The sequence below is a fragment of the Shewanella scandinavica genome (assembly GCF_031932065.1).
In the GTDB taxonomy this organism is placed as follows: domain Bacteria; phylum Pseudomonadota; class Gammaproteobacteria; order Enterobacterales; family Shewanellaceae; genus Shewanella; species Shewanella baltica.
Genome location: NZ_JAUOES010000033.1, coordinates 37,956 through 50,189, shown reverse-complemented (window position 1 = coordinate 50,189; position 12,234 = coordinate 37,956). Strand labels below are relative to the sequence as shown.

The window sequence follows — 12,234 nt, the reverse complement described above, 5'->3', positions numbered from 1 at the left end:
GACCACTACAGACAGGCCGTGCACCTTTAGAGAACTTTAAGTTTGTGGTGTCAGCTTTCCAACCAGCTTCATTTAACTGTTTATCTATAATGATGCGGGTTTCGGCTTCATCTAAATAAAAAGGTAGTTTTTCGACACGCTTAATTTCTTGTTGTTGTGCCTGGTGATCTTTAGCTTGGAAGGCGGTATACAGCTCAAGATTGGTGGCAGCCATCTGGGCTTTGTATTCATTGAGTTTCGCTTCTTGCTCCGTGGCAATTTGCTCCCAGATTTTACTTTCGGCTTGCATTTGCTCTGCACGTTTAAGCTCGGCTTGCATCTTTTCTTGTTCAAGTCGCTTGAGCGATTCTGCAACAGCAAGACGTTCGGAAGTGCGTTGCTGCTGGCGTTCAAGCTCGAGCATTTTTTCTTCGAGAATCCGAACGTCATCTGAAGGGTCTTTAGGTTTTACAAATGGGGTAGGCTTAAAGCCTTTCGCCGCATCGCCAGCATAAAGCTGGTGATACCAAATGCTTAAAGCGTGACCTATTTGCAACGACTGTAAAGCATCACGGTGACTATTTGAGGTGATATCGTGATTAGCGGCATTGCCGAGTTTTCGTATCGTATGAAAGGCATCTTTGATACGCTGTTCGAGCTTAAGAGAGTAATCAAGGCTACGAAGTAAATCGACTTGGTTTATTCCCTGACCACAAGCAACACCAACGCGAGCTGCAATGTTTTTTGCTAGCTCCTCACCCAATTGGCGCATCTTTAAAAGCGTGGTGTTAGGGTCCGGTATAAAACACCATTCAGCTGTTTGTGCAAGACGCAATAACAGTTCATCGTGATGCTTAAGGAAATCGAAGTTACTAATATTGCTTCCCATCAATAGTGCCTTCTAAAACTTGCTTTTGCCATTCATATGCTGAAGATATCAAGGTTTGCTGCTGTAGGCCATAAAATCTAATTATGTTAGAGGGTTATCACTTAAAATTGAGACATTACTAGTGACTAAAGTGGGGGATGTTACTCAATTAAGTTATCAAAATACCAAGAGTCGTTTTGACGAATTATTTATGTAGCTCACACGAATGTGCTACTTGGTTTGTTGACCAAGTGTGTACAAAATTGAATCTTGTGGCCACACAGTACAAAGAAAGGGCCAGCTATCTTAACTTGGCAATTATTGATAATTCTGGGAAAAGCATAGCCATTCCCAGGATAGCACCGGAATGGAATGGCTAAAGTGCATTAGACTTTAGAACAGCTCATGGGATGTTTTTTGTCATTGCTAATATATGAACTTAAGCCCGTCGACTAAAGGGAGTTATATTGTTACTGGTGTCATCAATAATTGGGCTTAATAACCCTGCTAAAAGGGATAAAGCCTCTCTACGCTCTTCTAAGTAATCGTGCTTGTTATACACAGCCTCAATTCCTTTCAGTTTGTGGTTTAGACAGCGTTCAGCGATGTGTGGGAGTACCTTTAGTTCGGCTAACAAGCTGCGGCAGGTTCTGCGTAGATCATGGATAGTAAAGTGTTCAATGCCAACTTGACCTAAAAGGTTATCTAAGGGTTGTTTATTACTATCAACTTTTTGGCCGAACATTTTTGATAGAGCATGGTTTAAAGTGTCACTAGATATATAGCCCCTACGTTTACTGGCTCGACGATTTGGGAACACGTATTTAGAACCTCCTGCTCGTGAATGAAGTTCTTCAAACCAAGTAATTGTTTGAGGCGGCAGAGGGATAGTGATAGGTACTTGAGTTTTAGTATTGCCTTTGGGCAAGCGCCACTCGAGGCGTTCAAAATCAAAGTCACTCCATCTAGCGGAAATCAGCTCTCCTTTGCGAACTCCCAATGTCAGTAGTAAAGCAAGGGCTAAATAATTATCTCGTGTGAAAACCGTACTGTTATTTCTTAATACCTCAAAGAGTTTAACTAATTCAGAAATCTTTAGCGCTCGATCTCTGCTCTTCTCGACGCCTCCGGCATCAACTGGCTTAAATGCGGTAGCGGGATTTCCTGACACGAGATCTAACTTACAAGCATGATTAAAGAGTTGTTTGCAAAGTAGCAGTGTTTTATTCGCAACGGTGGGGCGATTACTCTTTGCTACTTTGTGAATAATGGCTCTTATGTCTCTGGCGTTAACATCTACAATTTTTAATTGACCAATCGTGGGCTTGATCTCTTTTTTATACATTCGCATAGGAATTTCAGGATGTTTCAAGCGAGAGGATGTGCATTGGTACCAATCGTCGAAAAGGTCATTGACAGTTTTGATTGTTTCTTCTTGTTGCCGTTCTCGTTCCGCAAGAGGGTCTATTCCTTGTTTTGCTAATAGTTTGATCTTTGCAGCTTCTGCTTTAGCCTCTACTAAAGGCATTGCTGGATATATCCCACCATCAAGCATCATTGAGCGGCGTTTACCGTTAACGCTGTATCTAACTTCCCAGTATGCTACGCCCTCAGTTTGCACGCGGAGATACAGTCCATCACCTATTGCTTTGCGTCCTAGTTCCTTGCTTTTTAAAAAAGCCTTAATTTGCTTGTCATTCATGCGGTTAAGTCCAAATTGGTGACTAAACTGAATTTTTGCCGATTTTAGGTGGGACTAAGTGGTTTTAGTCACCACTTTAGTCCCACTTTTTCATAAACAATAGCAAACAATGGCGAACATGTAAAAATATAAAACCATGCAAGCGCATGGTTTTAAAGTGTTTTTTAAACAGTATTAAACTCCTGAAAACATCATTCAACGTTCTGGATCTGCTCGCGCATTTGCTCGATTAGCACTTTAAGCTCAACGGCGGCTGAAGTGATTTCAGTGCTGATGGATTTAGAGGCGAGGGTGTTCGATTCGCGGTTAAATTCCTGCATCATAAAATCTAAGCGGCGACCTTCGCTGCCGCCTTTTTTGAGGATACGGCGAGCTTCGGCTACATGGGCTTCGAGTCTGTCCATTTCTTCGGCGACATCTTGTTTCTGAGCCAGAAGCACCATTTCTTGCTCTATGCGGGCTGGGTCGAGTTCCCCTTTGATTTCTGCAAGGCGGTTGGTGAGCTTTTCGCGTTGATATTGCATCACAGTAGGCATGTGCTCGCGTACGACGGCGATTTGCTCGCTGACTCCATCTAAGCGGCTTAACAGCATGTCTTTGATGGCTTCGCCTTCGCGGCCGCGGGCTTCGATAAATTGATCTATGGCTGAGTCGAAGGCTGTCATCAGATCGGCTCCGATTGCATCCATATCTTGTTCACCGCTCGCTAGCACGCCTGGCCAGCGGAGTATGTCGGTCAGATTGACATCGCCTTGTCCCGCTTCTTGCTTAAGCCAAGTGGCGGCGCCCAATAGCTGTTTGGCCAGCGCTTGATTCAATTGCAGCTCGTTGTTGCTGTTGTCTGCAAGTTCGTAGCGCAGATTGACTTCAACTTTGCCACGGCTTAAGCGTTTACGTAGGCGGTCGCGCAGTACGGGTTCGAAACTGCGGAATTGCTCGGGTAAACGTAGGTAAGTTTCGAGATAACGTTGATTGACTGAGCGAATTTCCCAAGAGGCAGTGCCCCATTGTGCTTTGTGCTCGATACGAGCGTAGGCTGTCATGCTTTGGATCATGGGTTGTCCTAATGGTTTAATCGTCATAATGAGAGGCGATTATAGAGTCAATGGCTTTAGGATTAAAGGCATACAGCAAATATACCCAAGCTGCCTGAAGATACGAGTTTCAGAGCGCCTAGTGTGCTTCAATTCAAGGCGCAGCAATGACAGAATGTCGGCTACCTCTTGAATTGATGCAACACGGAAGTGAAGTGCCCTAGGCGCTCCGTCCCGGCGGCTGATGTTAACCACGGGGTAACGCACTTTATGCTGCGTTGGTTATTTTTAACTTAGTCCACTAGGTCCGCAAATAACCGCAATCGCCATGGATGGCGTGAATGCCATTTATGCAGGAGCAATAAATGGCCTTGCCTAAAGTGCGTTAAACTCCCGCTGAATTCAGCATCTTCAGGTTGTTTGGGTATAAGGACACGGATTTGGCGTTTGAGTGTGATGAGTTTGCCAGAGAATCACCCTAAGCATGGCATCCTAAGGCTCAAGCCCTTATAATATGCAGCCAAAATCGGTCAATGACTCAGAATACAGGAATCTCGCATGCGTCCAAGTAACAGAACGCCAGCACAAACTCGTCCCATCACTATCACTCGCCAGTTTACGGCCCATGCCGAAGGTTCTGTGTTAGTAGAATTTGGCGAAACGAAAGTGCTTTGTACCGCCAGTTTTACTGAAGGTGTGCCACGTTTCCTTAAAGGTCAGGGTCAAGGCTGGGTGACGGCGGAATACGGCATGTTGCCACGTTCGACCCATAGCCGTATGGATCGTGAAGCCGCTCGCGGTAAGCAATCTGGCCGTACGCAAGAAATTCAACGTCTTATCGGCCGTGCTCTGCGCGCTTGTGTAGATATGAAAGCCCTAGGCGAAAACACTATCGTGATCGATTGTGATGTGATCCAAGCAGACGGTGGCACGCGCACTGCCTCTATCACTGGCGCTTGTGTGGCCTTAGTGGATGCGCTGAACTGGGCACGCGGTAAAGGCATCATTAAATCTAACCCGCTTAAGTTCTTGATTGCGGCTGTCAGTGTAGGTATCTACAAGGGTGAAGCGATAAGCGATCTAGAATATATCGAAGACAGCGCCGCTGAAACTGACATGAACGTGGTGATGACAGAAACGGGCAAGATCATTGAAATTCAAGGCACCGCCGAAGGCGAGCCATTCAGCCACGAAGAATTACTCGAACTGTTGGCATTGGCGAAGAACAGTATTCGTGAAATCGTCGATGTTCAGAAAGCCGCACTGAACTAATAGTGTGGTGATGAACAAGCCCCGTCATGTTACAGAGTGCGGGGCTTTTTATTAGCTGCAACTTTTTATCTGCAGCAAGATGCTAGTGTTAGACAAGCCCTGTACCGAATTAAATGTTGCCTAATAAGACATTACCTAATAAAAACCAATAAAAGACAAAGCCGTAAGGAGATATTGTGAAAGCCTATCAACGTGAGTTTATTGAATTTGCCTTAGAACGTCAGGTGTTGCGATTTGGCGAATTTACCCTTAAATCGGGTCGTATCAGTCCTTATTTCTTCAATGCGGGTTTGTTCAATACTGGCCGCGATCTAGCGCGTTTAGGCCGTTTCTATGCCGCTGCGTTGGTGGATTCTGGCATTGATTACGATTTGCTGTTTGGCCCAGCTTACAAAGGTATTCCGATTGCGACCACTACGGCGGTTGCCCTGTGTGAACACCACGATATCGATATCCCTTACTGCTTTAACCGCAAAGAGAAAAAAGATCACGGCGAAGGTGGCAGCTTAGTCGGTAGCGAGCTGAAAGGCCGCGTTATGTTGGTGGATGATGTGATCACCGCAGGTACGGCGATTCGTGAGTCGATGGAAATCATCGAAGCCCATAAAGCACAATTAGCCGGTGTGTTGATTGCTTTAGACAGACAAGAGAAAGGCAAGGGCGAGTTATCGGCCATTCAAGAGGTTGAGCGTGATTTTGGCTGCGGCATAGTGGCGATCATTAAACTTGCCGACCTCATTAGCTATCTGTCTGAAAAGCCTGGAATGGAAGTACAACTTGCCGCCGTGAGCCAGTACCGCGAGCAATACGGTATTTAAGTGAAATCAGTTAATCAGCCAGCATTGATCTTAGCTAGGTTGAGAAAGGTTTGATTGAGTGGGTATGAAAACAAAAAACGCTGCGATTCTATAGAAGGAATCGCAGCGTTTTTTATTGAGCTGTATTGATTGCTATTGATTTAGGCACGTTTTAAATAGCGTTAAGTTTCAATACATTTATTTAGACTGGTGCAAAAACTCGGCGCGGGTCGCAGGGTTAGATTTGAAAATACCGCCCAGCGCTGTGGTAGTGGTCGAACTGGTTGAGTCCATCACGCCACGGGATTTCACGCAGTAATGCACAGCATCCATTTTAACCGCAACGTCTTTGGTTTCGAGCAAGGTCTGCAGCGCGACTAACACTTGCTGAGTCAAACGCTCTTGCACTTGTGGACGTTGGGCAAAGAAACGCACGATGCGATTAATCTTTGATAAACCAATGATTTTTTTGCGTGGTAGATAAGCTATGGTCGCAGTACCATCGATCGTCACTAAATGGTGTTCGCAGGTGCTGGTGAGGCTAATGTCTTGCACTCGCACCATTTCATCGAAGCCCATCTTATTGTCGATAACCGTGATCTTAGGGAAGTTCGCATAATCTAAGCCGGAGAAGATTTCATCGACGTACATTTTAGCAATGCGGCGCGGCGTATCGGCAAGGCTATCGTCTGAAAGATCCAATGACATTAGTGTCAGGATTTCTTTCATATGATGTTCAATCTTGTCTTTACGTTCTTCACTGCTGTAAACGCTTGGGAGCATTGGGGTTTCAAGTCCACGTTCTGATAACGCGGCTTGTACTTTTACTGCTGCTTCACTTAATGCCATCTTATCCTCCACTACGTCGTAGCGGCTATAACAGAAAACCTATGCTGAGCATCGCGTGGTATTTGGCTGTTCAGCATCAGATACAAATTATTGTTATTCTCGCTGAGGCAAGAATAGGGGGAGGAGGATAGCGCGAATTGCAGACAATTCATACCGAAAAACGCTCATGGGTCCCATGAAAAAGCCGATAGTCCTTATCGGATATCGGCTTTAAATCAGCCACTGCCAATCGAGTGTAGACTGGCAGTGACGGCAAGTTTGAGTCAATCCTAAAGTTTTAGATTAGTTTTTAGGAAGCTGAGTGTTCTTGCAATAGCTGAAATACTCAACATAAAGGACGGTAGTTACCGTCCTTTATGTTGAAAAATCATTAGCTTTGCAACAGTTGATGTTGGATAAAACGCCACTGTTCATCGAAGTGTGTGGTTGGTTTGAGTTTGAATTCACTTCGTACAAATTGGGCGATGCGGCCTTCGGCAAAGGCTAACAGTAAATTGGCTAATATGGCTTCGTCTAAGTTGAAGCCTTTACCTTCTCGTAGGGTTTTTTCCCGTAAAATTTGCTTTAACTGGGTTTCAATTTTGGCAAATAAGTTACCAATACGACTTCGCAGGCGTTCATTTTCACCGAGTAGAGCATCACCGTTGAGAACGCGGGAAATTCCTGGGTTACGCTCGGCAAAGATCAGCAGCAGTTGCAGTACCAACTGGCAGCGCTTCATGGTGTCTTTTTCGTCATCCATGATTAAATTGATGCGCGACAATAACGACTCTTCGATAAATTCGATTAGGCCTTCGAACATCCGCGCTTTACTCGGGAAGTGGCGATACAGTGCGGCTTCCGATACACCGACTTCTGAGGCCAGTTTCGCTGTGGTGATCCTTTGTCCTGGGTTGGTTTCTAGCATCTGCGCTAGACATTGCAGAATGTGTTCACGACGATTAATTTTTGGGCTTACAGCCATTGCAGTATCCTTGGCTCAATTACTACTTAGGGGATTATTTAGTGCCTGAATGGCCAAATCCGCCTTCACCACGGTCTGAGTTGTCGAACTCATCAACGAGTTTGAATTGTGCTTGTACCACAGGAACAAACACCAGTTGCGCGAGACGATCGCCCATTTCTAAGGTGAATGGACTGTCACCACGATTCCAACAAGATACCATTAAGGGGCCTTGGTAATCTGAATCTATGAGTCCGACTAAATTCCCCAGTACGATACCGTGTTTATGGCCAAGACCTGAGCGCGGTAAAATCACCGCTGCAAGTCCTGGGTCGGCCACATGAATGGCAATCCCCGTGGGAATGAGCACAGTTTCACCCGGTGCTATGGTTAAAGCCGTGTCTATCATGGCGCGAAGATCCATGCCTGCACTGCCTGCGGTGGCGTAAGCGGGCAAAGGAAATTCTGAGCCGATACGGGAGTCGAGAATTTTTAATTCAATCGGTGTTTTCATGTATTTGTTTTTTCTTTCACTATCAACGAAAGTAATTGCCGTGCCAACGTGAGTTTGTCAGTAGCAGGCAAATCCTGACTGCCGTGCGGCCAGAAAACACGCAGGGCATTAGCATCGGCATTAAAGCCTAGGCCAGCAATGGAAACGTCGTTTGCGGCGATCATGTTCAAGTTTTTACGTTTGAGCTTATCGCGTGCATAGGCTTCTACATCATGGGTTTCGGCGGCAAATCCCACCACAAAAGGACGGTTAGGTAAGCTCGCAACCGTGGCTAAGATATCAGGATTCCTCACCAGCGCAAGTTGCATTTCTTCGGTCGATTTTTTGATCTTACAGGTAGCAATATCGCTAATGCGGTAGTCTGCAACGGCGGCGCAGCCAATAAAAATATCTTTTTTATCAACGTTATCCATAACAGCATCGAGCATATTTTGCGCCGATTCAACATCAATGCGTACCACGCCTTCAGGAGTATTTAAATTTACGGGGCCTGAGACTAAGGTGACTGTTGCACCCATATCTGCCGCGGCTTTGGCGAGTGCAAAGCCCATTTTTCCAGAACTGTGATTTGAAATGTATCTGACGGGATCAATTGCTTCACGGGTTGGTCCGGCGGTAATCAGCACCGACTGGCCTGCGAGTGGCTTAAATTCAACGGCGTCAGGCGTGGCAAAAAATTGTGTAGCCAGTTCCGCTATGTCTAATGGCTCTAACATACGACCAGGGCCGACTTCACCACAGGCCTGACTGCCACTGGCGGGGCCCCAAAGGGTAAAACCACGTGATGCGAGGCTAGTTAAATTCGCTTGTGTAGCCAGATTACGGTACATCTGCTGATTCATTGCTGGACACAGGGCAATTGGCGCCTCAGTGGCAAGACATGTGGTGGTGATTAGCTCATCGGCCATGCCTGCATTAATCCGCGCCAATAGGTTTGCGGTTGCAGGGGCGATGATGACGAGATCTGCCCAACGAGCAAGTTCTATATGACCCATGGCTGCTTCTGCTGCGGGGTCGAGCAAGCTAGATGCCACTGGATGTCCAGACAACGCTTGCAGCGTCAGAGGCGTGATAAATTCCATCGCACTTTGGCTCATCACCACGCGCACATCAAAACCACGCTCCTTCAAGCGACGTACTAAATCAGCACTTTTATAGGCCGCAATACCGCCGCCAATGCCCAGCAGGACGTTTTTATTTGTCAGACTCACAGACATCATCCGATATAGAAATAATGCCGGCAACAATATCACAAAGTGGTGAATTTTAGTGACTATCCCAGTTCAAAAAATCTCGTCCATACTCAGTAAAGTGAAAATATGTGAGATGACAGGGAGGTCACATGGGGATTAAAGATTGGCCTGAGGGTGAAGGTCCCAGAGATAAACTGTTACAAAAAGGAGCTGCGCATCTCTCGGATGCTGAATTACTGGCAGTATTGCTGCGTAACGGTTTAGCTGGATTAAACGCGGTTGACCTTGCTAGGTCGCTTATTTGCGAGTTTGGCGGCCTCAGAAACCTGCTCTGTGCCCCAAGAAATCAGGTGTGTCGACTTCCGGGCGTAGGACCTGTAAAATACGCCCAGCTTCAAGCTGCGGCCGAATTAGCGCGGCGTGTAGCGCAGGAAAATCTGCAAAGAGGTCAGGTTTTGACAAATCCCGATTTAACTCGGGACTATTTAATGCGACAATTGGCCGATCGCTCCTATGAAGTGTTCGCAGTTTTACTGCTGGATAGCCAGCATAGAGTGATTCAATTTGTCGAATTATTCCGCGGCACAATAGACTCAGCCTCAGTGTACCCACGTGAAGTGGTGAGCTTAGTGCTGGAGAAAAAGGCCGCAGCAGTTATAGTTTGTCATAATCATCCGTCTGGTATTGCCGAGCCCAGTCAGGCTGACCGACGAATAACTGAGCGATTAAAAAATGCGTTAGCAACCATAGACGTATCCTTGTTGGACCATATGGTTGTAGGTGATCGAGAGATAGTTTCTTTTGCAGAACGAGGCTGGATTAATTAATCTAACACTTGATCTTCACTCTGTGATCGTGTATAAAATGCGCCCTCTTTGTGCCTCGGGCGACGGCCATACGAGGCACATTAATGCTCGAGCGTTAAAATTGTTTTTGGAGAAGATTGACATGTCAAGAGTATGCCAAGTTACTGGCAAGAAGCCGATGGTTGGTAACAACCGTTCGCACGCAAAAAACGCGACCCGTCGTCGTTTTTTACCTAACCTACAAAACCACCGTTTTTGGTTAGAAGAAGAAAAGCGTTTCGTACAGTTACGTGTATCTACTAAAGGTATTCGTCTGATCGACAAAAAAGGTATCGAAGTTGTTGTTGCTGAACTTCGTGCTCGTGGCGAGAAGGTATAATAGATCATGGCTAAAGCTAAAGGTAATCGTGAGAAGATCAAATTAGTTTCTACAGCTAAAACTGGTCACTTCTACACAACTGAAAAAAACAAGCGTAACATGCCTGAAAAAATGGAAATCAAAAAATTTGATCCAGTTATTCGTCAGCACGTTATCTACAAAGAAGCAAAAATCAAGTAATCCTTGGTTAGTGTTTCGAGAAAAGCCCCTTATTTAAGGGGCTTTTTTTTGCGCTTTTTTTAGTAGTTAGTCATCAAGTTGAGATAATTGCCTCGCAAACTTAAACCGCTGAATCATCCCCTGTGAAGTTAAAAAAGTGTGAACACTTGCTGAAAATATAAAATAGTGCAGTTCTAAGCACTTTAAATCATTAAAGCTGCACTTTAGTGAGAATAAATTCTTTATATGTGAATTAAAATGCAATACCATACGCGAAAGTTAGCGATTCATTCCTGGCGTGTCATAGTGACGCTGCCAGCTCAAAAATGAGGTGTAAATAACGCGTGCGTACCACTGAACTGGTTGATGGATTTCGTCACTCTGCCCCCTATGTTAATGCTCACAGAGGTAAAACTTTTGTGGTCATGCTGGGTGGTGAAGCTTTGGCTCAAAATCACTTCCGCGCCATCTTAAATGATGTTGCCCTGCTGCACAGTTTAGGGATTAAAGTGGTGTTAGTGTATGGCGCTAGACCGCAGATTGATGCTGCATTAGCCGTCAACGGTATTGAACCTGCCTACCACGAAGGTGTGCGTATCACGGATGAAGACTCGCTCAAAGTGATCAAGCAAGTTGCGGGTGCACTGCAATTTGATATCACAGCGCGTTTATCCATGAGCTTAAGCAATACGCCGATGCAAGGCGCGCAAATTAACTTAGTGAGCGGCAACTTTGTGATTGCTCAACCTCTTGGTGTCGACAATGGTGTGGATTTTTGCCTGAGTGGCAAAGTGCGTCGTATTGATGTGCAAGGCTTAAAACGTCAGTTAGATAATCACTGCATCGTGTTGATGGGGCCGATTGCGGCTTCTGTGACGGGTGAAAGTTTTAATCTGACCGCCGAGGAAATCGCGACCCAGGTGGCGATCAAACTCAAAGCAGATAAGATGATCGGTTTTAGCTCACAGAACGGTATTCTCGATCGCAATGGCGATGTCATTGCAGAGTTGATGCCGAACGATGCGCAAAACATCATGAGCAAGCTGGCCGAGCAAGGTTCTGCCTGCGTTGGCACTATGGCTTTTTTGAAAGCCAGTATCGATGCTTGCCGTAATGGCGTGCCGCGTTGTCACTTAGTCAGCTACCTCGAAGATGGCGCTTTGCTGCAGGAACTGTTTTCTCGCGAAGGGATAGGCACGCAAATCGTGACTGAGAGTGCCGAGCGTTTACGCTGTGCGTCGATCGCTGATATTGGCGGTGTACTGAACCTTATTCGTCCATTGGAGGAACAAGGCATTCTGGTGCGTCGTAGCCGTGAGCAGCTCGAGATCGAAATCGAACAGTTCATGTTGATTGAACGCGATGGTTTAGTGATTGGTTGCGCCGCGCTCTATCCTTTTGAAGAGGACAATGCGGGCGAGTTTGCCTGTTTGGTGGTGCATCCCGATTATCGCGATGCCGACAGAGGCAGCTTGCTGCTGAAGAACATAATCAATCAGGCCAGAAACCGCGGCTATTCACGCTTGTTTGCGCTGACAACTCGCAGTATCCACTGGTTCCTTGAGCATGGTTTTGTGATTGAAGATGTTGAAGCGCTGCCACAGAAGAAAAAGCAGTTGTATAATTATCAACGTCGTTCAAAAATTCTCGCGCTCGATCTCTAAGCTGTTCTAAATCAATCCAATCAATGCCAGCCTAGCGCTGGCATTTCTATTGACATAATATGTCTTTATTGGCAG

The 12,234-nt window shown here is 45.9% G+C and carries 12 protein-coding genes and 1 pseudogene; 6 read left to right on the top strand and 7 right to left on the bottom strand.

Features of this window, described 5'->3' with window-relative positions; translation table 11 throughout:
- The 3 genes and pseudogenes from Q4Q50_RS20275 to Q4Q50_RS20265 all read right to left on the bottom strand — a co-directional run.
- A pseudogene (locus tag Q4Q50_RS20275) lies at positions 1-868 on the bottom strand (DUF4145 domain-containing protein); the annotation flags it as partial.
- Positions 869-1,286: 418 nt separating this feature from the next.
- The gene (locus Q4Q50_RS20270; RefSeq protein ID WP_144376259.1) at positions 1,287-2,549 is read right to left on the bottom strand and encodes a tyrosine-type recombinase/integrase; all 1,263 of its coding nucleotides are present in this window, start codon (positions 2,547-2,549) and stop codon (positions 1,287-1,289) included.
- Between the two features lie 191 nt (positions 2,550-2,740).
- Complete coding sequence (locus Q4Q50_RS20265) at positions 2,741-3,604, bottom strand: YicC/YloC family endoribonuclease (protein WP_106648342.1); 864 nt, start codon at positions 3,602-3,604, stop codon at positions 2,741-2,743.
- Between the two features lie 537 nt (positions 3,605-4,141).
- Between Q4Q50_RS20265 and rph the strand changes: the two genes are divergently transcribed.
- Both rph and pyrE read left to right on the top strand, forming a co-directional pair.
- A complete protein-coding gene (rph, locus tag Q4Q50_RS20260; RefSeq protein WP_006079862.1) occupies positions 4,142-4,855 on the top strand; it encodes a ribonuclease PH in 714 nt (237 codons plus the stop codon).
- 176 nt (positions 4,856-5,031) lie between these two features.
- Positions 5,032-5,673: an orotate phosphoribosyltransferase gene (gene pyrE / locus Q4Q50_RS20255; RefSeq protein ID WP_006079863.1), complete on the top strand. Its 642-nt coding sequence runs from the start codon at positions 5,032-5,034 to the stop codon at positions 5,671-5,673.
- Between the two features lie 177 nt (positions 5,674-5,850).
- Here the strand turns inward: pyrE and folE are convergent, their stop codons facing one another.
- The 4 genes from folE to coaBC form a co-directional block, all read right to left on the bottom strand.
- Positions 5,851-6,501 (bottom strand): GTP cyclohydrolase I FolE, encoded by a 651-nt coding sequence (folE, locus tag Q4Q50_RS20250; RefSeq protein WP_106648340.1) that lies wholly within the window; start codon positions 6,499-6,501, stop codon positions 5,851-5,853.
- A gap of 370 nt (positions 6,502-6,871) precedes the next feature.
- Positions 6,872-7,465, bottom strand: a complete 594-nt coding sequence (gene slmA, locus Q4Q50_RS20245) for a nucleoid occlusion factor SlmA (protein ID WP_113941097.1) — start codon at positions 7,463-7,465, stop codon at positions 6,872-6,874.
- A gap of 34 nt (positions 7,466-7,499) precedes the next feature.
- On the bottom strand, positions 7,500-7,958 hold the full coding sequence (gene dut / locus Q4Q50_RS20240; RefSeq protein WP_311900848.1) for a dUTP diphosphatase: 459 nt from the start codon (positions 7,956-7,958) through the stop codon (positions 7,500-7,502).
- A complete protein-coding gene (gene coaBC, locus Q4Q50_RS20235) occupies positions 7,955-9,178 on the bottom strand; it encodes a bifunctional phosphopantothenoylcysteine decarboxylase/phosphopantothenate--cysteine ligase CoaBC (RefSeq protein ID WP_311900853.1) in 1,224 nt (407 codons plus the stop codon). Before coaBC ends, dut begins: the two co-directional genes overlap by 4 nt.
- 122 nt (positions 9,179-9,300) lie before the next feature.
- Here coaBC and radC point away from each other — a divergent pair, with 122 nt between their 5' ends.
- The 4 genes from radC (at position 9,301) to argA (ending at position 12,159) form a co-directional block, all read left to right on the top strand.
- Positions 9,301-9,978, top strand: a complete 678-nt coding sequence (gene radC, locus Q4Q50_RS20230; RefSeq protein WP_113941095.1) for a RadC family protein — start codon at positions 9,301-9,303, stop codon at positions 9,976-9,978.
- Between the two features lie 121 nt (positions 9,979-10,099).
- Positions 10,100-10,336, top strand: a complete 237-nt coding sequence (gene rpmB, locus Q4Q50_RS20225; RefSeq protein WP_006079870.1) for a 50S ribosomal protein L28 — start codon at positions 10,100-10,102, stop codon at positions 10,334-10,336.
- Positions 10,337-10,342: 6 nt separating this feature from the next.
- Positions 10,343-10,516 (top strand): 50S ribosomal protein L33, encoded by a 174-nt coding sequence (rpmG, locus tag Q4Q50_RS20220; protein ID WP_006079871.1) that lies wholly within the window; start codon positions 10,343-10,345, stop codon positions 10,514-10,516.
- A 323-nt stretch (positions 10,517-10,839) separates the two neighbouring features.
- Positions 10,840-12,159, top strand: coding sequence for an amino-acid N-acetyltransferase (gene argA, locus Q4Q50_RS20215; RefSeq protein ID WP_311900847.1), 1,320 nt, complete (start codon positions 10,840-10,842; stop codon positions 12,157-12,159).
- Positions 12,160-12,234 lie beyond the last annotated feature (75 nt).